The following is a 21,478-nucleotide window of genomic DNA, read 5'->3' as shown; positions in this document are numbered from 1 at the left end:
GGGATGGAAATAATCATATGTTATGAAGATTTCCGAAGCTCTCAGGTACCGTGACAGATGGGGCATTGAAAATATAAAATTTTCAAGGAGCTTTTATGTCACATATTATGGTGATTGGTGCTGGCATTACAGGAATAACCACTGCCTACGAATTGTTAGAACTTGGTTATCAAGTCACGATTCTTGATAAAAACTTATACCCAGCAATGGAGACTTCATTTGCGAATGGAGGTCAACTCTCTGCATGTAATGCAGAGGTGTGGAATCAGAAAGCAACGGTACTGAAGGGTATCAAGTGGATGACCCAAAAAGATGCACCATTATTACTCAACCCATCTTTTGATTTGCATAAATACGCTTGGCTGATTGAATTTATGGGTAATATCAAGCATTACGAAGCCAACACACAAGAAACGGTAAGGCTGGCATTATTGGCAAGAAAACGGCTATTCGAAATTGCACAGAAAGAAAATATTCAATTCGATTTGGAAAAGCGTGGAATTTTGCACTTTTATCATAATCAGCAGGATTATGATGTAGCAATAAAAGTGAATGATTTGTTATGCAAAGGTGGATTAGAGCGTCACGCTGTTACAAATGGAGAAATTCACAGTATTGAACCAAGTTTGAAGGGAGAATATTACGGTGGTTTTTATTGTCCTGACGATGCCACAGGAGATATACACAAATACACCACGCATTTAGCCCAAGTGGTGGCGAATAAAGGTGGGAAATTTTTATACGGTGTAGAAGTTGAAGATTTAAATCTGGATCATTCAACAGAACAAGTTTCAGCTAAATATCGCGCTTGTGATCCTAAAAGTAGAGATATACCCGATGGATTTATTCAAGCTGATGCAATGGTCATTTGTGGTGGAGTTGGAAGCTATCATTTAGCACAACAGGCTGGAGATCGTGTCAATGTTTATCCAGTGAAAGGGTACTCGATTACAGTTCAGTTGAATGATGAACATAGCCAACAACATGCACCATGGGTAAGTTTATTGGATGAAAGTGCAAAAATTGTGACGTCGAGATTAGGTCGAGATCGTTTAAGAATTGCTGGTACTGCAGAATTTAATGGCTATAACCGAGACATCCGTATGGATCGCATACAACCTTTGGTTCATTGGGTGAATCGTAATTTTGATATTTCAACTGAGCATTGTGTCCCTTGGGCTGGATTAAGACCGATGATGCCGAATATGATGCCAGTGGTAAGACAAGGGAAGCATCCGAGAGTCTTTTATAATACCGGTCATGGGCATCTGGGTTGGACGCTGTCAGCTGCAACTGCTGCAATGATCTGTTTAGAAATTTCACAGAAAATAGCGGCTTAATGAAAAGCCACAATAGCGTGAAAACTATTGTGGCAAATACATTTATAGTCGAGTGAAAACTTGATCTGCATTCAAACGAGATTTAGGTAATTTGGCATTAAAATCTTTTTCACTTCGATAACCAAGTGCCAATAGCACTGATGGAATCAGGCCTTTTGCGTCAAGATTTAACTCTTCAGCGATAATTTTTTCATCGAATCCTCCAATTGGAGTGGCATCGATACCTTCTAAACCTGCAGCAAATAAGGTTTGCCCAAGTGCAATAAAAGTTTGATTTTCAGACCAGCGCTGGATATCGCCTTTTTCGTTGCGATAATAATCAACATAGCCTAAGCGCGTATCTTTTTGAGCTTGTTTTGCTTGGTCATCTTTAAAACGACCACTGATTTCATCTTGATTTAATAATCGATCTAGATGAGAGTCTGTAATGTCTTTATGCGTACAAAACAGAATTGTGTGTGAAGATTCAAGGACTTTGGGTGCATTATAAACATACTTACCAACCAGTGCTTTAGCAATGCGCTGTTTGGCTTCATCAGTTTCGATGACAAAGAAATGCCACGGTTGAATATTGATAGATGAAGGTGCGAGCCTTAAAGATTCCAATAATTTTTCAAACTTTTCTTGAGGGATCTTTTTTGAAGAATCGTATGCTTTGGTGGTGTAGCGAGATTGGGAGATGTTTAACAAATCCATATTATCCTCCGATTATTCACAATATATTCATCTAAAAATTTTAAATGACTCTGAACTTAAATATTTTCTATAGTTGATGCTAAATGATATGAAAAATCTGACTTGTCTTTAAATCAATAGGCATATTTTAAATCAGTATATTTTTCTAATGACATTGCAATTTGTTGGTTGATAAATGCGCGCACATCTTCTTCAGTCATAGGTTGACCATTCTTGCTGATATTATGTTCGATCGGTGCTTGGTCTGCGGCCTTAATTTTGTAGACAAGGTGGGTGATCAATTCGTAATCGTTATTATGGTTTACGATGTTAGTCACATATTGATATGAATGCTCAAAGTTGAGATCTTGATGGGAAAATATAAATTGTTCAAAGATTGTCAATGCGGCGCCATCAGCAAGATTTTTGAGTTCATCAATAATTGTGGCATCTAGGCGTACATCATAACGTTCAGAGATTGCTTTACCATCGATTAATAATGACACTTTATCATCTTCATGGTGTTGAACAGTAATATTGCTGAAATTAGACATGACAAACTCACGAATTGAATTGAGTCGTTATTATCATATGCAAAAAAACTTAAAGCAAAACATACTGATTAATATTCAAACATTGAGTGAAATTTCAATTTAAAGGTTGATGAGATCATTATAAAAATAGAGGAACTAATAAGACCATGTTTTCAGTGTCAGATCATTGATTGACTGCTTAGAGAATTTCGATTGATTAATTTCCAAAATTTGAGCTTGATCCAAACGCCAGTCGCCTAAAACAATTCTTCTTTTATCTTGAGAGATATGGATTTGAGGGCGATGCGTATGACCATGAATTAGTAAATCAACTTCTTTCAATGCATCGTGGACAGCATCTTGATTTACATCCATGACATCATAAGATTTAAATTCTTTTGATTCGTGGCTTTTTTTTCTAAATCCATTTGCAAGTTGAGTACGAAAAGAAAGTGGGGTATTCCGCAGTATCCAAATGATGAGTGGATTTCTGATTATTTTTTTAAAACGTTGATAGGCGACATCGTCTGTACATAGTGAATCACCATGTTCTATACGAATTTGGACGTCATTTATTTTTAAGTTAGAGACTTCGGACAATAAGATGCCACCAAATTTATTTAAAAAAATTTGATTCAGCGCAAAATCACGATTGCCGACAGAAAATAAAACTTGATTTCCCTGAGCAGTAAATCTTTTTAAGCGTTCAACGATTTCATCGAGCCAAGGAGCTGTATAGTCATCACCAATCCATGCATTAAACCAATCACCTAAAATATAGAGTTGGGTTTGCTGGTCTTGATAATGATCTAATAAATCTAAAAACCCTCGAACGAGTCGAGGGTGTTCAGGTGACAGGTGTAAATCTGAAATAAACAGATAGGTCACTTAATATTCCTTATTTGCCTACATCCCCATCAACTTTAGATGGGGAAACAATCCCTTGAACATGATATTCGTTTTAAAGCAGTGCTTGAAAACTTAATAAGTTAAGGGGTAGGTTTTTTATTCAGAGATAATTTTAGCAGATTCGATCACAACGTTTTCTAGTGGAACGTCAGCGTGGTAGCCACGGTTACCAGTGCGAACGCCTTTGATTTCATTAACAACGTCCATACCTTCTACAACTTTACCAAATACTGCATAACCCCAGCCTTGAGCTGTTTTACCCGTATGGTTAAGGAAAGCATTGTTTTTCACGTTAATGAAGAATTGTGCAGATGCTGAGTGAGGAGCTTGAGTACGTGCCATGGCAATCGTACCTTCGTCATTGCTTAAACCGTTGTCAGCTTCATTTTCAATAGAATCGCGAGTTGCTTTTTCTTTGAAGTTTTCATCCATGCCACCGCCTTGGATCATGAAACCGTCAATTACACGGTGGAAAATTACGCCATCATAAAAACCATCACGAACGTACTCTAAAAAGTTAGCAACAGTTTTAGGTGCTTTTTCAGAGTTAAGCTCTAGAACAATACGTCCTTTATTGGTGTTTAATTCGACTTGAGGAAAACTCATTCTATAATCTCCTGATCATGGACAAAAAGCCATGGGTTTGTGGTTGAGAGAAGCATAAGCAAACTGTAAACTACAAGGCAAGCAAAAACGTTATTTTCTTTGTTAATAATATGAAGATAGCGTTTTAATTATCCTATTTTATCTTATAGAAGTGATTTATCAACTATGAAGCCGAATGATGTTGTTTCATCCCTGCCAAATACCCCGACGACTAACAATCCATCAGTCGATGCTGCGCAGCAAGAACAACAACCGGGCTTAGACTTTGTACGTCAAGTAATTACAGAAGATCTTGCAGCAGGGCGTACAGATAAAGTCGTGACGCGCTTTCCACCAGAGCCTAATGGTTATTTACACATTGGACATGTTAAAGCGATTTGCCTGAATTTTGGTATTGCAGAAGAATTTTCTGGTTTATGTAATCTTCGTTTTGACGATACAAATCCAGATGCAGAAGAACAAGAATATGTAGATGGTATTGCGAACGATGTTAAATGGCTCGGTTTCGACTGGAATGGTGAACCACGCTACGCATCAAGTTACTTTGATCAATTGTATCAATGGGCGATTCAATTAATTAAACAAGGTGATGCATATGTCGATTTGCAATCTCCTGAAGAAATTAAGCTGAATCGTGGAAATTTTGTAGAACCAGGTAAAAATTCTCCGCAACGTGATGCAACGGTTGAAGAAAACTTAGCACGTTTTGAACAAATGCGTAATGGTGAGCTTGGAGAAGGCCAAGCAGTACTTCGTGCCAAGATTGATATGGCATCACCGAACGTACATATGCGTGATCCAATTCTTTACCGTGTTTTACATTCTGAGCATCATCAAACAGGCGATACGTGGAAAATCTATCCAATGTATGACTATGCTCATCCTTTGTCTGATGCGATTGAAGGCATTACGCACTCGTTATGTACGCTTGAATTCCAAGACCATCGCCCGTTCTATGATTGGGTTGTCGCTAAGGTAAATTCTCCAGCAGTTCCACGCCAGTACGAATCAAGCCGTTTGAATGTTGATTACACCATCACCTCAAAACGTAAATTACGTAAGCTGGTCGAAGGTGGTTACGTCAATGGTTGGAATGATCCACGTATGCCTACAGTCGTGGGAATGCGTCGTCGTGGCTTTACTCCAGAAGGCTTACGTGATTTCTGTAAGCGTGTGGGCGTATCTAAAACTGATGGTATTGTCGATGTTGCAATGCTTGAATTCTGCATTCGACAATCATTAGAAAATACTGCTGCACGTGGTATGGCGGTATTGAATCCTCTTAAAGTGACATTGACCAACCTTCCAGAGGATATGGATTTAACACACGCACGCCATCCAAATGTTGATATGGGTGATCGTGTAATTCCACTGACTTCTGAATTGTATATTGATCGTAAAGATTTTGAGGAAGAGCCGCCTAAAGGGTTTAAACGCTTAATTCCTGGTGGTGAAGTCCGTTTACGTCATGCTTATGTGATTAAATGTGATGAAGTGATTAAGGATGAAAATGGCGAAGTTGTTGAACTGAAATGCTCTATCGATCCGCATACTTTAGGTAAGAATCCAGAAGGTCGTAAAGTCAAAGGTGTTATTCATTGGGTATCTGCAAATAAAGGGATTCCTGCTGAAGTTCGTATTTATGATCGTCTATTTACTGAAGCCGCACCTGATGCGGACGATGATTTCTTAGCGAATTTAAATCCAGATTCTCTAAAAATTGTTCAAGCGGTAATTGAGCCTGCTTTAGCTCAAGCGAAACCTGAAGATCGATTCCAATTCGAACGTGAAGGTTATTTTGTCGCTGATCAATTTGATCATACTGTTGAAAAACCTGTCTTTAACCGTATTTTGGATTTAAAAGATAGTTTTAAGCCTGCAAAATAAAGTTTGGTAATATCAAAAAAAGCCTGATTGATTCAGGCTTTTTTTTATTCAAATTTAGGTTAATAAATAATTTTTGTGATTAAATTCACATGATTAGATAAAGGTGAGTATTTAAGAATAATTTAATAAGTTATAAATAAAAACTAAAATAACATTATATTTCAAATATATATTTGACTATTTAGATTTTCAAGCGCATATTTAATTCAACCGAAAGGTTAATTTGAAACTTTGTTTTCCTCGAAACCCTGCTTAAGCGGGGCTTTTTTTTGCTTTAGTTTCTGATGTTGCTGTAAAGCGATATACACAGGGCCTTTCAGTTTGCGCTGATCATTTAACTTTTTCTTAATATAAAATACCAAAGCAAAACAGGTGGTTGCTAAAGTTAAAAGAAGACTATTTAAGTAGCTCATGAGTGAGCTGATATAACCAATAGTGGTGAGTCTATTCATCATTTTGATGACTTGTGGGCTACTTTCGATGCCCGTGATCGCCCAAGAACATAAGTGTTCACAATTATTAATAATGAGATGATAGTTATTTTCATGCATTCGAGAGCGCATTCGTCTTACGACAGCACGACCTGAATATTTGGGGGTGCTATAATGCCGAATCGTAATTTTTTTGCCATGTGCAAATTTTTGCAGAGATGTAATTTCGATCGGATGTTTTTTAAAGAGATGAGCAAAACCTGAATAATGAATAACACGACCCTTACCCACATAAATACCATGATGTGAATAACCAAAATGCTTAACAATTAAGTGAGCACCAAGAGGGAATGTTTTGACGTGTTTATGCCGCATTTATAAAATATTCCAATAACTTTACAGATGTACATTTATTGAAAGAGAGTCCACAGTATAACCCAATTGGAAATAAATAATGAGGTATAAATACAATATAAGCACTCTAAAAAAGGTGCCTAAATTTTTTATTCAACTCAAATGAAGTTATGAGAAGAAAGCATTTTGTGCTTCACAATTTTTAATTGCATCTTCTTTAGGAAGCTGTTTAATTTGCTCTTCAAACTCGTTTTTTTGACGATCTATGGCAGTTTGAGGAATACCGCTCTCTTTCGCTAATTTTTCAATGTTGCCCCAAACTTCCTCACATGCTGAAGGTAGCTTATTACAACCACTAAGCGATATGAAAGTCGCCCCTAAAATAATGAATAGAATATTTTTCATTGAATCCCCAAATGTATTTTTAATTATCCTATGAGCTTATCTTAATTGAACATTTTTAAATTGAACAGAAAATTTATCATAAAAAAAGCACTGTCTATGCAGTGCTTTTTTTCTTTACTGAAGGGTGATTTTGTTACTCAATAAATCAGTAAGATCTTTTTTTGAATAGCCACGCGAAATAAGAACTTTTTTGATTCCGCGGATTACATCTTCATCTGATGCCTTTTGTAAAGCCTCGATCAACTGATCGTTAGTCTTACATGAACAATCATTTTCAACACAAGCAATTTGATTTTTATGCTCGTTCTGCTGCGAATCTGATGAAAACAGCTTTTGCCAAAAACTCATAGAGCCTTCATTTGCAACCAAAGATAGGTCGAAATATAGTCGATTTAAAATTTAATGCAAGTTTGTAATCGTGATTTAAGGCACATTTTAAAATAAATATTTCGATGATAAACCTAAAGTTTAACGAAATTATGACATTGAAAAATTAGATTTTTCTTTATTTATATGATTTTTAAGTGAAATTCAAAAAGCATAAAAAATGGACAGTGTAAGAACTGTCCATTTAGTAAGAAATAAATTGTTTAAATTTTCTCTAAAAGAACGCCTGACTCGACATGGTGGGTATAAGGAAATTGATCGAACAGCGCAAATTTAGTGATTTTATGAGTTTCCGATAACATCTTTAAATTGTCGTGCAAAGTATCTGGATTGCATGAAATATAAATAATACGTTTAAAGCGTTGAAGCAGCTTCAAGGTATCATCATCAATGCCTGCACGAGGTGGATCTACAAATACAGTATCGAAGTCATAACTTTGAATATCAATATTGGCTTCTTGTAAACGTCTAAACTCACGTTCTGCATTGAATGCTAAGGTAAAATCTTCAGCTGAAAGGCGAGCAACTTGAATATTATTAATTTGATTTTGCTCAATATTCCATTGCGCTGCATAAACTGATGATTTAGCCAGTTCCGTTGCTAGAACGCGATTAAACTTTAGCGATAATGGAAGGGTAAAATTACCATTACCGCAATAAAGCTCTAAAAGATCTTTATCACTGGTTTGAGCTGCATTACATGCCCACTCCAGCATTTTTTGACAAACTTGCGCATTAGGTTGCGTGAAGCTACTTTCAATTTGCTTATATTTGAATTTACGGTCAAATACTTGTAATTCTTCAACTACATATTCATCCGTCAATACAATTTTTTGACCACGGCTGCGACCAATAATCTTAATATTGAGTTTTGAAGATAAATTTTTTGCTAGTTGTTCCCAGTCTTGATCAAGCGGACAACGATAAATCAATGAAACCAGCATTTCACCGTTCAACGTAGAAAGAAAATGTACTTCAAACAGACGCTTAGAGAGCACTGCATTTGATTTTAGTTCAGACAGGAGAACTGGCATTAAATCATTAATAGATTTATCCGCGATTGGAAACTCATCAACACGTACAACTTTCTTTTGAATACCATCTTCCGCGCGTTCAAACATGGCATAAAACATATCATCTTCTGTATGCCAAATACGGAACTCAGCTCGCATACGGAAATGTTTTTCAGGAGATGAAAAAACTTCTAGTTCAGGTGGTTGATATTCAGCAAATTGATTGCGGATACGTTCAATTTTTGCATCAAGTTGTTGTTGATAAATAGAAGTCATAAAAATCTAAAAAAACTAGCACAAAGCAGAGTGAATGGTAGCAAATAATAAGCCAACATTCTTCTAAATCTTTGTGCTGTTGTGACTATCTTTTGGTGAGGTGCTCAACTAAGTAGTCGATGAACACACGTACAGCTGGTAATAAACCACGGCGAGAAGGGTAAACCACATGAAAAATACCGTGTGGTGCATTCCAGTTAGGCAGAACCTTAACAAGACGCCCATCTTTAATATAATCTTCAACAATACTGTCTGGGAGTAATGCTACCCCACAATTGTCACTTGCAAGTTGTGCAAGCATAAGTAGATCAGAGCCCATCACGACTGGACTCACTTTGACTTTAATCGATTTGTTGTTTGAATCATGTAGAACGAGTTGTTGATCAGTATGTTCATCAACCATACTTAATATTCGATGATTTGAGAGTTCTTCAGGCTTTTTGATAGATCCAAATTCATTAAGATAAGCCTGACTGGCGAAAAGATGTTGTTCAATATTTTCAAATTTTCGAATGACCAAACTTGGGTCATCATCCAAACTTGAGCGAACACGAAGCGCTAAATCAATTCCTTCATTGATGATATCGACACGTCGATTAGTAACCATCAATTGAACTTTGATTTCAGGATACTGCTTAAGGAAATTTGGCAGTATTTTGGTCATTTCATGCTGAGCAATTGATACGGGTAAACTAACACGAATTAAGCCTCTTGGTTGTTCACTTAAATGATCTACCAAATCATGAGCAGATTGGGCAGCATTCATCATTACTTGCGCATGGCGATAAATGTTCATTCCAATATCAGTGACAGCAAAATGACGTGAACTACGTTGAATAAGCCTTACACCGAGATTTTCTTCTAAATTATAAACACGTCGACTCAATTTTGATTTGGGAATGTCGGTTGCTCGTTCGGCAGCGCTAAAACCACCATGTTCGACAACAAGGGCAAAGCAATAAAAATCATCTAAATCTGAAAGCATGGATTCATTCCATATATGCGACGTTTTGTTAAAAAATACATTATTGTTCTGAATAGTCAATTGAGTTGCTGTGTTTTCTCAAAAATCTAAGGTTGCTATATGTAGTAATGAATAAACAGGGCTATTTAAAAATCTAAAAGCAATGGTTAAACTTATGTTTTATAGCGCGTAATACTTAAGGTTGACATGGCTTATACAACAATTGAACTTCAAGATCCTCAAGAAAATGTACAGTGCCCGCATTGTCAACATGCTGTTATCGACTGGAATGAAGAGCAATATATTCAACCTTGTGAGCATACATTGTTTGTTGCCATGGACTTGGGATTTGAATTTATTTCGGATGAATTTGAAGCAACTATGCCTCGCACAGTAGATGAAATTCATGCAGATGATGAAAACTCGGATGTGTTTACTGAGATTACACGTTCTGATTTAGCTCAGTTTAAAATTTATAAAGTTGCATTGGGTGTCGAAAACCTCAATCGTTATATTGGTTTCCAATCATAATTTTTTTAATCACACGCATATGGTGAAAAGACTTGGGGTTTCCTTGAGTCTTTTAATTTCATTGTATTTTGATATTGATTGCAAAGTTCTAAGTTTGTGTTAATTCATGATAAGTTCAATGCTTTGAATTAATAAATCACGGCTATCATAAAATGCACTTATGGCTATAAACATCTGATCTACTTTTGGATTGGTTCGTGTTTTATCGATCAACTTCACCTTAGATCCAAGTGAATTCTATTTAACCCACTTGGATTTCAGCATTAGGATGACTCAACCTGCTTTTTTTAGGGGTTGCAATTAAATATGCTAATGTCAAAGGACCGAGACGACCCGCAAACATCAGTATCATGAGCATATATAAACTTGCAGGTTGTAATTCTGAAGTAATACCTCTAGATAATCCGACTGTACAAGCCGCGGAAACAGCTTCAAATAGTAAATCTAGAAAACGTTTATTAGGCTCTAAAATTAACAGCGTAAAGAAACCAATGAAAATGAGCATAGCAGTTATGCTAATGACCGCAAGAGCTTTATAGGTGACCGTTGCGGGAATCGAGTGTTTAAAAACAGTGACTTCGTCAGCTCGTCTCAAAAACGTGATCACACTCAATACAACAATAATAAATGTACCTACTTTAATACCACCAGCAGTACTTAAAGATCCGCCTCCAATAAACATTAATAGCATAGTCACCAAGGTTGCTGGATCACTCATACTGGCCATATCAATACTATTAAATCCAGAGGATCGTGGTACTGTGGCATGAAACCAAGCATTTAATGCTTGGTCTCCAATTGACATTGGGGCGAGGGTCAATGGATTATTTGCTTCTAAGCACCAAATCATAATAAAGGCAAATAGATTGAGTCCCGCGATAGTAGAAAGAATCAGTTTGCTGTTGGTTGAGAGTTTTTTCCACTTATGAGCGCGTTTGATATCCATAAGTACCACAAAACCTATTCCACCAATGATATACAACATACTGATGGTCAGAGTTACAGCATATTGGCCTGAAAAACTCATTAAGCTGTCTGGAAAAAGAGAGAAACCACCATTATTAAATGCTGAGATACTATAAAAGGCTGCATAAAACAGAGCATCACTAAAATCGTAGTATTGAAGCCACGTAAATGTCAGGATGAATGTTCCAATCCCTTCGAAAAATAGAGAATACAATAAGACGGCTTTAACAGTGAAAGAGGCCCTTGCTAAACTGGTTTGACCAATTGTTTCTTGAGCCATCACTTGTTGCTTTAAACCAAGTTTAGTAGAAAGGCTTAAAGCAGCCAAAATTGCGAAGGTCATGAATCCTAAGCCACCACATTGGATGAGTAGCATAATGATGAACTGACCAAAAGTCGTATATGCTTCGCCAATATTGACCACAGAAAGTCCCGTAATTGTCACTGCGGATGTGGCGGTAAATAAGGCTTCTAGCCAAGAGACATTTCCTTCGTGTGCAAAGGGAAGCTTTAGTAGTAATGTTCCAATGATAATAAAACTGAGAAAGCCCAAAGCGAGCAAACTAGGTGGACTCAAATTAATACTTTGCGTTTTTTTATTGATCAATTGATCATAAAATTTCATCATTTCGAAATAAATCTCGATGAGAGTTTACGTAAAAGATTGACAGGACCTTCAACAATTAAAATGTCATTTTTTTGCAGCAATGTACCAGGTGCAATGTCATAAATTACATGTGTGCCACGTTGTAATAATAATGTTTGTACGCCGTCGCTGTGCTCCATGATGTCTTTAAATTCTACACCTTGTAGTTTTTCACCCACTTCCACTTTGACAATATAACGGTCATCATTCAACGCCATATAGCGTCTAACCATTGGATAGCTTAATGATTGTGCAACGCGAATACCCATGTCTTCTTCTGGATGAATAATTTGACCAATACCGAGATGCGTCAAAATCATATGATGGGCTTTCGATTTTGCTTTTACTAGGATTTTTTCTACGCCTAAGTTTTTGAGGTTGAGGACACATAGAATACTGGCCTCAATATCTTCTCCAATTGCGACAACGACGGCATCGCAATTCTGTACATTCAGTTCTCGAAGTACATGTTCATCTGTGGCATCGGCGATGACAGCATGACTGATGTTATCAGAGATATTTTCAACGTATTTTTTTTCAGTATCGATTCCAATTACATCATGTTTTAATTGAGTGAGTTCTAATGCAACTGTACCACCAAAGCTGCCTAAGCCAATTACTGCAAATAGCGCCATTGAATATCCTAAAATTTTAAAGATCAGAAAGTGATGATTTGATTTTAATTTCGCTTTGAGTGAGTTTATCTTGTTGATCTGAGTTGATTCAATTCATTTGTTGAGGATTATTTGTGATCACTATAAAAATAGTAAATCGTGATTGAAATCAATGTCCATGAAAGTGCTAAGTAAATATAAGTTAAATGAATATGATCAATCATAAAGTTAGCATGAACGAAACTTGTTGTGATCACAATTGCCATCATATAAACCAAGGTCATGCGATAGCGATAAATAGGTGCTAATCCCAACATGATATAGGGGAGTGCTGCATAACCTAAAAAAATAAAAACTTCGAGGAATTTGCTTAAGGTGGTAACTTCAGGATATAGATATTTCGAAATAAACAGAATTGCGGAAAAGATGATCCACATGAGAAAAGGAATAACTACAAAACTGAACCATATTTGCATGATTTATCTTAATATCTAAAAATTTAAAGTGATTGTTTTTTCTATCTTTCGATTTAATTGTATATCAATTATTAAATTAAAAAAGCCTGTCAAAAATGACAGGCTGTATTGATTTTATTTAAGGAAACGTTGATAACCAAGATTATTGGTAATTTCTTCGTATGGATAATTGATACTTTCTAATGTTTCAACTAAACCATCAGGGTTTTGTTGTGCATCTTCCGCTTCAAGACCGACCAATACACGACCTTCTGCTGCACCGTGGTTACGGTAATGGAACAAGGTAATGTTATGCGTTGGACCAAGACGTTCCAAGAATGTTAATAATGCACCCGGACGTTCAGGAAATTCAACGCGGAATAAACGTTCATTTTCAATATCAGCATGACCACCGATCAGGTAGCGAATATGTAATTTGGCTACTTCATCATCAGATAAGTCATCCACATCGTACTGAAACTTTAATGTCTCGAAGATTTCTTGACGTTCTTTTTCGCCGCTCTTTAAACTAATTCCAACAAATACTTGCGCTGCAGTCGCACTACTTGAACGGTAGTTGAATTCAGTAATATTTCGACCTTGAAGGGCACGACAGAAATTGAGGAATGCACCTTTTTGTTCAGGAATCGTGACAGCAAAAATAGCTTCTTTACGTTCACCTAATTCAGTTCGTTCTGCAATATAACGTAAACGGTCAAAGTTCATATTTGCACCGCATACAATTGAAACGATGTTTTTACCTTCTAAGCCGTGCTCAGCCACATATTTTTTAATCCCTGCAAGTGCCATCGCACCTGACGGCTCAACAATACTACGGCATTCATCATAGGTGTCTTTAATTGCTGCGCATATTTCATCAGTATTCACAAGAACAACTTCTGGTTCTACGATTGGACCTGAATTGTCAGATTTTTGCAGACGAATCACTTCAAAAGGTTTTTCACCGATTTGCGCCACGGCTGTACCATCCGCGAATAAACCAACTGAAGGCAGAATCACACGTTCATTTGCTTCTAAAGCGGCTTTTAAACAAGCTGACTCATCATATTCCACAGGAATAACTTTTACATGCGGTGCAACATCACCAAGGTAAGCAGCAACACCTGCAATCAAACCGCCACCCCCAACGGCAACGAATACATAATCCACATCTCGCCATTGACGTAAAATTTCATTGGCAATTGTACCTTGACCAGCCATAACGAGTTCATCGTCATAAGGCGGAATAAAAGTCATTCCTTCATCTTGCGCACGTTGAATTGCGTATTTATTTGCGATGTCAAAAGAATCACCATGAAGTACGACCTCGCCACCTAAGCGCTTTACTGCTTGGACTTTAATGTCTGGTGTTGTCTTAGGCATCACAATAATCGCGCGAATTCCTAATTTTTTTCCTGAGAGAGCTACACCTTGAGCATGGTTACCAGCAGAAGCGGTAATGACACCTCGTTCTAGTTGAGCTTTAGGAAGTTGGCTGATTCTGTTGTAGGCACCGCGGAGTTTGAAAGAGAATACGGGTTGTAGGTCTTCACGTTTAAAACGAATATTATTATTAAGACGTTCACTAATTCGTGGTGCCGCTTCGAGTGGGGTTTCGATAGCAACGTCGTATACCGTTGCTTGTAAAATTTGTCGAACCAAACGAGACAGCATGTTAATTTTCCATCTAACAGTTTAAAATAGGCGCTTATTGTAACAAACCATAAGGCTTAGCGGTTTAAAATAACTGCAAAAGTCCAAATTAGTTGAGTGAAGTCATGAGTCTATATGCAACCCAAGATGAGAAAAAACAAGCAGCAGCACAAGCAGCTTTAAAACACTTACCGAAAGGGGGCATTTTAGGCGTAGGCACAGGCAGTACTGTTAACTTTTTGATTGATTTACTTCCTGAACTTCAATTAGAAGCTGCAGTTGCAAGTTCGGAAGCGACTGCGCAGCGTTTGAAGAAGCTGGGTATTGAAGTGGTAGATATGAACTCAGTGGGTGGTCTTGATGCATATGTAGATGGTGCAGATGAGATTGATCGTCATATGCACATGATCAAAGGTGGTGGTGCGGCATTGACACGTGAAAAAATCGTGGCATCGATTGCAAAAAAATTCGTCTGTATCGTAGATGATTCTAAATGGGTAGATCAGTTGGGGCGTGATTTTCCACTTCCTGTTGAGGTGATTCCAATGGCACGTTCTGCTGTTGCACGTAAAATTGTCTCTTTAGGTGGCGACCCAGCGTACCGTGAAGGTGTAGTGACCGACAATGGTAACGTGATTTTAGACGTGCATAACTTAAATATCTTAAATGCACTTGAGCTTGAAAAAACATTGAATGATATTCCTGGTGTGGTATGCAACGGTATCTTTGCTTTGAATAAAGCAGACATTGCGATTGTTGCGACCAACAATGGTATTGAAGAGCGTACAGCAGTTTAATTTTAACTCCTTGACGAGCTGGTCTCCCCAAACTCCCTCTTTTAAATAGAAGGGCTTTTCTTCCCCCTTTCTTAAAGGGGGGGGATGGGGATTTAATAATTAAAGAATAACAATGACTTTATCCGACCTTCCTGATATTGAAATCACCAAAAGTATTCGATCGAAAAGACTACGTCTACGTATAGATGGAACGTCAATTTGTGTGACTGCGCCATGGTTTTGTACCCATAAACAAATACAACAGTTTGTTCAAGATTCAGAAGCTTGGATTGTTCAAACTTGGCAGGCACAACAAAGTAAAATTCAACAGATTGATCGCGTTTTACCTTTATCTTTACAGTTATTTAATTTAGAAAATCCTATTCAAATTCAATATATTCAGCAGAAATTCAACTATAAGTTTGATTCAGTGATGAATGAGCTGTGTGTGAGTGATCGTCAGCCTGAACAATATTTAAAAGCCTTTGTTATTGATTATGCTAAACAGCATCTGCCTGTATATCTGGCTCAAGTATCTGATCAGTGTGGTTTAGCTTATCATGGCTGTAAGATTCGTCAGCCAAAAACGCGGTGGGGAAGTTGTACAGCACGTCATGACATTATGTTGAATAGTGCTTTGGTACTTTTTCCTCAGGAAATAACACGCTATGTTTGTGTGCATGAATTAGCACATACAAAGCATTTTGATCATAGTGCTCAGTTTTGGGAGGAAGTGGCGAAGTATGATCCAGATTTTAAACTTAACCGAAAAAAATTAAAAATAACGCCGTTGCCATATTGGTGGATGCATAATTAATTTTTATGCTGGGATTGCTTTGTCGATATTAAAAAATCAATTGTTTAGCGCTAGTCAATTAGTCTGATCTGGCGACTGGTATTCTAAATTTTGGCTATCATGATTGCTCTGTTTGGTTAGTTTGTCTCTAATATGCTCATAAGACGAATTGGTGTGTGTTTTTTGATTCTAATTTTGTCTGTACCTGCTTTAATGCTTTATAGCATCCTCATGTATATTCTACTGAACCCGAGTAATACTATTCACTATCATTGGACGAACTATTTATCGCTTTTTGGCGGGGCTATAGCGTGGTTGATATTATCGATCATGGCAACTTTATGGATAAATCAAAAAAGGATTTCTAAATTGCTTTCCGTGAGTGGAGGGTTATGTTCGGTATGGGGGGTAACTCCTTTTGTTGTGAAACAGGATCCGATCGTATTTCTTGCTCTCCCAGGGTTCATATTTGCGCTGTATTTATGCTATTTGAGTTGGCAAGAAAATCAATGAAGTCACATGATAGACTTTATTAGATGCTTAACAGAGCCATCTAAATTATTAAACTTACAAAATAACAGCATTCCCATATGAAAGGGTTCAGAAAGTCACAAGTTCCTGTCATACTACTGCCTGTAACGAATACAGTCATTTAGAGGTGGATATCGTGATTTCAGTTGGTATTGTTGGTGGTACAGGATATACAGGCGTTGAACTTTTGCGTCTTTTGCTGCGACACCCAAATGTTCAAGTGAAAGCACTGACTTCTCGTACTGAGGCTGGTCGTCGTGTCGATGATATATTTCCAAGTTTACGTGGTCATACCGATCTAGAGTTTTCAGATTTAAGCTTAGATTTATTAAAGTCATGCGATGTTGTGTTTTTTGCAACACCACATGGTGTAGCGATGAAACACGCTGAAGAATTAGTAGCAGCGAATACAAAAGTAATCGATTTAGCCGCTGACTTTCGTTTGCAGGATTTAGCGCAATTTGAAAAATGGTACGGTATGGAGCATGCTTGTCCAGATCTACTTAAAAATTCAGTGTATGGGCTTTCTGAGCTCAATCGTGAAAAAATTAAACAAGCCCAAGTGATTGGTAATCCTGGTTGTTATCCAACGACAGTTCAAATTGGTTTGGCGCCTGTACTGAGATCTTCAGAAGTATTGGTAAAACCTGAAAGTATTATTATTGATGCAAAATCTGGTGTATCTGGAGCTGGACGCAAAGCAAGTTTAGGCATGATCTATACTGAAAATGCTGATAACTTCAAAGCCTACGGTGTAGCAGGGCATCGCCATCATCCTGAAATTGTTGAAGCGCTTGAAAATATATCAGGACAGAAAGGTGTATTTGACAATATCCTTTTTGTTCCACATTTGGTGCCGATGATTCGTGGCATGTTATCTACAATATATATCGACTTAACAGAAGCAGGTCAGCAAGCCGATTTGCAAACAATTTACGAACAGTTCTACCAAAACGAGCAGTTTGTTGATGTTATGCCGGCAGGAAGTTCACCAGAAACTCGTTCTGTTCGTGGATCAAATGATTTACGTATTGCGTTGTATAAACCACAACCAACAAAGTTAGTCATTTTAGTTGCCCAAGATAACTTGGTGAAAGGTGCAGCAGGACAAGCTGTTCAAAACATGAATTTAATGTTTGAATTTGCGGAAAATGCAGGCCTTAACGTGATTGGTTTATTACCATAAAAAACCTTTTTTGACTTCACACACATTTAACTTTGCAGTTAAATGTGTGTTTTGATTTTATAAATTAGAGATGACGATGCAAAACTCAGAATCAAATAATACGTCACAGCATAAAGATGAAAAAAATATCGGTTTTTTTCAATCGAATAAACCCCTTATGGCGGGTGGGATCATCTTATGTGCAGGCAGTTTACTTCTGGGCTATACGGTTGGTCATCGTCAAGGTCTAACTGTAGTTGGTTATGATGCTGACGCGGAACAATTGGTTGAAGTTGTCGAAAAACAAAAAAAAGAATTATCTGAGCTGAATAAGAAATTAAATACCTCAGTTCAAGAACGTGATGTTGCTGTAACTAACTCAAACGATATGTATGCTGCATTAAATCAAGCCAACGCTGAAAAACTTCAAATTGAAGGTCAGAGTGCGATTTTCCGAGAAGTGCTGAGACAACGTGGTGGATTGAGTTTAACTGTGCAAAATTTAGCTGTTAAGTCGCTTCCAGAAAATGTATATGAATATCAGGTTGATTTAGTTCAAGTCAGTCCGAATAAACGTAAAGCATCTGGTGAAATTGAAATCAGATTAATTCAAGGTACGGAAGTCTTGGTTGTTCCAATTTCAGAAAAATCATTCAATTTCGACCATTATCAGCGATTAACTGGTCGTTGGACCATGCCAAAAGGCTTTACGCCCCAATTTATTGAAATCCGTGTAAAAGGCTCAAGTGCTCAAACCAAGCGCTTTAGTTGGCAACGTGGTGAAGCAATCGAATCAACTGCTGCATTTGCAGCTGAAGTACCGCAAGCTGCGGCAAATTCTCAATAATAGATTATAGAGTGCTATGCGAAGTAATAAACGTCATAAATGTCTCAATGACATTAAATTATCATTTCAACAATCTGGATTGGTGGATTGGCACTTCAATCCACGATTGAGTGATGCACAAAATGATGAAGCCGATGGCGATTTAGCTGTAGCAACAGCACCACCGCAATTTAAGCGACCTCCCTTATACAATGTGGTATTGTTGAATGATGATTACACGCCAATGGATTTTGTAATTGAAATTTTACAACAATACTTTGCATTGAATCTTGACCAAGCTACCGAAGTAATGCTAACAGTACATTATCAAGGGAAAGGTATCGCAGGTGTCTATCCTAGAGACATTGCTGAAACCAAGGCGAATCAAGTCAACAATTATGCGCGCTCTCAAAGTCATCCATTGCTTTGCCAGATCGAGCCACAAGAATAAGGGGATCACATGCTCAGTCGTCAATTAGAAGTATCACTGCGTTTGGCTGTTAGCATGGCTCGTCAAAAGAGACATGAGTTTCTTACAGTTGAACATTTGTTACTCGCACTTTTAGATAATGATTCTGCCGTGAATGCACTAAAAGCCTGCGGTGCAGAAATTGTCAGTTTGCGTAAAGAACTTGAAGAGTATGTAGAGCAACATACGCCTAAATTAGGCGATAATGCTGAGCAAGCGCCTCATCCTACAGAAAGCTTTGATCGTATATTGCAACGTGCAATTTTCCATGTTCAGTCTAGTGGTGGAGATCGGACAGTTGAAGGTGCAGATGTACTGGTTGCAATGTACTCAGAAAGAGATTCATTTGCGGTTTATTTGCTAAAACGCCACCAAATCAATCGTCTTACTTTAACTCAATATCTTTCACACGGTGCGCGTAAGGAAGATGTTCCAGCTGAAGAAGAAACGGATGACTTAGATGGTGAAAACTCAGCCTCAGCAAATGCAGGTCCATTAGAACTTTATACCCTAAATCTCAATGCAGAAGCTTTAAAGGGTAAAACCGATCCTTTGATTGGTCGTGAAAAAGAAATTGAGCGTGCAGCTCAAATTCTATGTCGACGTCGTAAAAACAATCCGCTTTTGGTGGGTGATCCAGGTGTGGGTAAAACATCCATAGCAGAAGGTTTGGCTTGGCTGATTGTTAACAATAAAGCACCAAAGCCACTGCTGAATGCGGAAGTCTATAGTTTGGATATCGGTGCACTTGTTGCAGGTACAAAATACCGTGGTGACTTTGAGAAACGATTAAAGCAATTGTTAAATGCCCTAAAGAAGAAGCCCGAAGCAATTTTGTTTATAGATGAAATTCATATGATCATTGGTGCAGGCTCAAGTATGGGTAGCACTATGGATGCATCGAATTTAATCAAACCTGCATTGGCAAATGGTACTTTACGTTGCATTGGCTCAACAACGTTTCAAGAATATCGTCAAGTTTTTGAAAAAGATCATGCATTATCACGCCGTTTCCAAAAAATTGATGTTAATGAGCCATCAATTAATGAAACAATTGATATTCTTCGTGGACTCAAGTCTAAATTTGAAGAATTTCATAAAGTTCAATATGATGATGCAGCTCTTGTTTCTGCAGTTGAGTTATCGGCTAAATTTATCAATGATCGCTTCCTCCCAGATAAAGCGATTGACGTAATAGATGAAGCAGGGGCACAACGACGTTTGAGAGCTGATCAAGATAACACTTTGATTACAGTTGAAAATATTGAAGATATTGTTTCGAAAATTGCACGAATTCCACCTAAAACTGTGTCTAAAGATGATAAATCTGTACTTGAGCACTTAGAGCGTGATCTTAAACGAGTTGTATTTGGTCAAGATGAGGCGATTACCGCATTATCCTCTGCAATTAAATTGTCACGAGCTGGGCTTAAAGCACCAGATAAGCCAGTTGGTAGTTTTGTATTTGCAGGACCTACTGGTGTAGGTAAAACTGAGGTAACAAAACAACTTGCAAAACTACTCGGTGTTGAACTAGTCAGATTTGATATGTCTGAATATATGGAACGCCATGCGGTTTCACGTTTAATTGGTGCACCTCCAGGTTATGTTGGTTTTGATCAAGGTGGCTTACTGACTGACGCAATACATAAAAATCCACATTGTGTATTGTTATTGGATGAGATTGAAAAGGCACATCCTGATGTGTTTAATTTATTGCTGCAAGTCATGGATCATGGTTCATTAACTGATAATAATGGTCGTAAGTCAGACTTTAGAAATGTCATTATAGTGTTAACAACGAATATTGGCGCTGAAAGTATTTCCCGTACAAGTATTGGTTTTACAGAGCAAGATAATAGTCGTGATAATCAGGAAGCAATGAAGAAGGCATTTACACCAGAGTTTAGAAACCGCTTAGATGGGGTTATTCAATTTAAAGCTCTACCTACGACAGTAATCGATTCTGTAGTAGATAAATTCCTTACAGAACTTCAAGCTCAACTTGATGACAAAAAAGTTGTTTTAGAAGTAGATCAGTCTGCACGAGATTGGTTAAGTGAAAACGGTTATGATCGTCTGATGGGTGCTCGTCCAATGCAGCGTTTGATTCAAGAGCATTTGAAAAAGCCGCTTGCTGAAATGATTTTATTTGGTGAGCTGGCTGAAAACGGCGGTAATGTAGCAGTAACAGTTAAAAAAGAAGATGGCAAAGCTGTTGGATTAAAGTTGGAAGTATTTGAAGATTCTGCAGCTGAACCAGCATAGTG

Annotated in this window: 22 protein-coding genes; 9 read left to right on the top strand and 13 right to left on the bottom strand. The window is 37.6% G+C overall.

Annotation, left to right across the window (positions count from 1 at the left end; all coding sequences use genetic code 11):
• The first annotated feature begins 95 nt into the window (after positions 1 to 95).
• Positions 96 to 1,340 carry a D-amino acid dehydrogenase gene (locus tag CL42_RS00410; RefSeq protein ID WP_035263719.1) on the top strand — a complete coding sequence of 415 codons (1,245 nt, stop codon included), beginning with the start codon at positions 96 to 98 and terminating at the stop codon, positions 1,338 to 1,340.
• A 42-nt stretch (positions 1,341 to 1,382) separates the two neighbouring features.
• Here the strand turns inward: CL42_RS00410 and nfsB are convergent, their stop codons facing one another.
• The 4 genes from nfsB to CL42_RS00390 all read right to left on the bottom strand — a co-directional run bounded on the left by nfsB (position 1,383) and on the right by CL42_RS00390 (position 4,063).
• Positions 1,383 to 2,036: an oxygen-insensitive NAD(P)H nitroreductase gene (gene nfsB, locus CL42_RS00405; RefSeq protein ID WP_035263717.1), complete on the bottom strand. Its 654-nt coding sequence runs from the start codon at positions 2,034 to 2,036 to the stop codon at positions 1,383 to 1,385.
• 113 nt (positions 2,037 to 2,149) lie between these two features.
• Positions 2,150 to 2,569: a hypothetical protein gene (locus tag CL42_RS00400; RefSeq protein WP_035263715.1), complete on the bottom strand. Its 420-nt coding sequence runs from the start codon at positions 2,567 to 2,569 to the stop codon at positions 2,150 to 2,152.
• 135 nt (positions 2,570 to 2,704) lie between these two features.
• On the bottom strand, positions 2,705 to 3,436 hold the full coding sequence (locus CL42_RS00395; protein WP_035263713.1) for a UDP-2,3-diacylglucosamine diphosphatase: 732 nt from the start codon (positions 3,434 to 3,436) through the stop codon (positions 2,705 to 2,707).
• Positions 3,437 to 3,553: 117 nt separating this feature from the next.
• Positions 3,554 to 4,063, bottom strand: a complete 510-nt coding sequence (locus CL42_RS00390; protein WP_035263711.1) for a peptidylprolyl isomerase — start codon at positions 4,061 to 4,063, stop codon at positions 3,554 to 3,556.
• Between the two features lie 165 nt (positions 4,064 to 4,228).
• Here CL42_RS00390 and CL42_RS00385 point away from each other — a divergent pair, with 165 nt between their 5' ends.
• A complete protein-coding gene (locus CL42_RS00385) occupies positions 4,229 to 5,950 on the top strand; it encodes a glutamine--tRNA ligase/YqeY domain fusion protein (protein WP_035263709.1) in 1,722 nt (573 codons plus the stop codon).
• Between the two features lie 218 nt (positions 5,951 to 6,168).
• On the opposite strand, the gene CL42_RS00380 is transcribed toward CL42_RS00385, so the two are convergent.
• From CL42_RS00380 to CL42_RS00360, 5 genes are all read right to left on the bottom strand, one after another.
• Positions 6,169 to 6,756, bottom strand: coding sequence for a lecithin retinol acyltransferase family protein (locus CL42_RS00380; RefSeq protein WP_051586486.1), 588 nt, complete (start codon positions 6,754 to 6,756; stop codon positions 6,169 to 6,171).
• A 147-nt stretch (positions 6,757 to 6,903) separates the two neighbouring features.
• The gene (locus CL42_RS00375) at positions 6,904 to 7,140 is read right to left on the bottom strand and encodes a hypothetical protein (RefSeq protein ID WP_035263707.1); all 237 of its coding nucleotides are present in this window, start codon (positions 7,138 to 7,140) and stop codon (positions 6,904 to 6,906) included.
• Positions 7,141 to 7,254: 114 nt separating this feature from the next.
• A complete protein-coding gene (locus CL42_RS00370; RefSeq protein ID WP_035263705.1) occupies positions 7,255 to 7,488 on the bottom strand; it encodes a hypothetical protein in 234 nt (77 codons plus the stop codon).
• 242 nt (positions 7,489 to 7,730) lie between these two features.
• The gene (gene trmA, locus CL42_RS00365; protein ID WP_035263704.1) at positions 7,731 to 8,816 is read right to left on the bottom strand and encodes a tRNA (uridine(54)-C5)-methyltransferase TrmA; all 1,086 of its coding nucleotides are present in this window, start codon (positions 8,814 to 8,816) and stop codon (positions 7,731 to 7,733) included.
• Positions 8,817 to 8,901: 85 nt separating this feature from the next.
• Positions 8,902 to 9,801 carry a LysR substrate-binding domain-containing protein gene (locus CL42_RS00360; RefSeq protein ID WP_035263702.1) on the bottom strand — a complete coding sequence of 300 codons (900 nt, stop codon included), beginning with the start codon at positions 9,799 to 9,801 and terminating at the stop codon, positions 8,902 to 8,904.
• A gap of 186 nt (positions 9,802 to 9,987) precedes the next feature.
• On the opposite strand from CL42_RS00360, the gene CL42_RS00355 reads away from it, so the two are divergent.
• Entirely contained in the window at positions 9,988 to 10,311 is a 324-nt protein-coding gene (locus CL42_RS00355) for a hypothetical protein (RefSeq protein WP_035263700.1), read from the top strand.
• Between the two features lie 241 nt (positions 10,312 to 10,552).
• On the opposite strand, the gene CL42_RS00350 is transcribed toward CL42_RS00355, so the two are convergent.
• The 4 genes from CL42_RS00350 to ilvA all read right to left on the bottom strand — a co-directional run bounded on the left by CL42_RS00350 (position 10,553) and on the right by ilvA (position 14,666).
• On the bottom strand, positions 10,553 to 11,902 hold the full coding sequence (locus CL42_RS00350; protein ID WP_035263851.1) for a TrkH family potassium uptake protein: 1,350 nt from the start codon (positions 11,900 to 11,902) through the stop codon (positions 10,553 to 10,555).
• On the bottom strand, positions 11,902 to 12,558 hold the full coding sequence (locus CL42_RS00345; protein ID WP_035263698.1) for a potassium channel family protein: 657 nt from the start codon (positions 12,556 to 12,558) through the stop codon (positions 11,902 to 11,904). Before CL42_RS00345 ends, CL42_RS00350 begins: the two co-directional genes overlap by 1 nt.
• Before the next feature lie 107 nt (positions 12,559 to 12,665).
• Positions 12,666 to 13,013, bottom strand: a complete 348-nt coding sequence (locus CL42_RS00340) for a hypothetical protein (protein ID WP_035263696.1) — start codon at positions 13,011 to 13,013, stop codon at positions 12,666 to 12,668.
• Between the two features lie 114 nt (positions 13,014 to 13,127).
• Positions 13,128 to 14,666 carry a threonine ammonia-lyase, biosynthetic gene (gene ilvA, locus CL42_RS00335; protein WP_035263694.1) on the bottom strand — a complete coding sequence of 513 codons (1,539 nt, stop codon included), beginning with the start codon at positions 14,664 to 14,666 and terminating at the stop codon, positions 13,128 to 13,130.
• A 104-nt stretch (positions 14,667 to 14,770) separates the two neighbouring features.
• Between ilvA and rpiA the strand changes: the two genes are divergently transcribed.
• The 6 genes from rpiA to clpA all read left to right on the top strand — a co-directional run bounded on the left by rpiA (position 14,771) and on the right by clpA (position 21,476).
• Positions 14,771 to 15,442, top strand: a complete 672-nt coding sequence (gene rpiA / locus CL42_RS00330) for a ribose-5-phosphate isomerase RpiA (protein WP_035263693.1) — start codon at positions 14,771 to 14,773, stop codon at positions 15,440 to 15,442.
• Between the two features lie 112 nt (positions 15,443 to 15,554).
• A complete protein-coding gene (locus tag CL42_RS00325) occupies positions 15,555 to 16,238 on the top strand; it encodes a M48 family metallopeptidase (RefSeq protein WP_035263692.1) in 684 nt (227 codons plus the stop codon).
• Between the two features lie 646 nt (positions 16,239 to 16,884).
• Positions 16,885 to 17,934, top strand: coding sequence for an N-acetyl-gamma-glutamyl-phosphate reductase (gene argC / locus CL42_RS00320; protein WP_035263691.1), 1,050 nt, complete (start codon positions 16,885 to 16,887; stop codon positions 17,932 to 17,934).
• 76 nt (positions 17,935 to 18,010) lie between these two features.
• Complete coding sequence (locus CL42_RS00315; RefSeq protein WP_035263690.1) at positions 18,011 to 18,760, top strand: DUF6776 family protein; 750 nt, start codon at positions 18,011 to 18,013, stop codon at positions 18,758 to 18,760.
• 16 nt (positions 18,761 to 18,776) lie between these two features.
• On the top strand, positions 18,777 to 19,190 hold the full coding sequence (gene clpS, locus CL42_RS00310) for an ATP-dependent Clp protease adapter ClpS (RefSeq protein WP_035263688.1): 414 nt from the start codon (positions 18,777 to 18,779) through the stop codon (positions 19,188 to 19,190).
• A gap of 9 nt (positions 19,191 to 19,199) precedes the next feature.
• Positions 19,200 to 21,476 carry an ATP-dependent Clp protease ATP-binding subunit ClpA gene (clpA, locus tag CL42_RS00305; RefSeq protein ID WP_035263687.1) on the top strand — a complete coding sequence of 759 codons (2,277 nt, stop codon included), beginning with the start codon at positions 19,200 to 19,202 and terminating at the stop codon, positions 21,474 to 21,476.
• Positions 21,477 to 21,478: the final 2 nt, after the last annotated feature.

The sequence above is a fragment of the Acinetobacter sp. Ver3 genome, from assembly GCF_000632455.1.
In the GTDB taxonomy this organism is placed as follows: Bacteria; Pseudomonadota; Gammaproteobacteria; order Pseudomonadales; family Moraxellaceae; genus Acinetobacter.
This window is presented reverse-complemented; position numbering and strand designations above follow the sequence as displayed.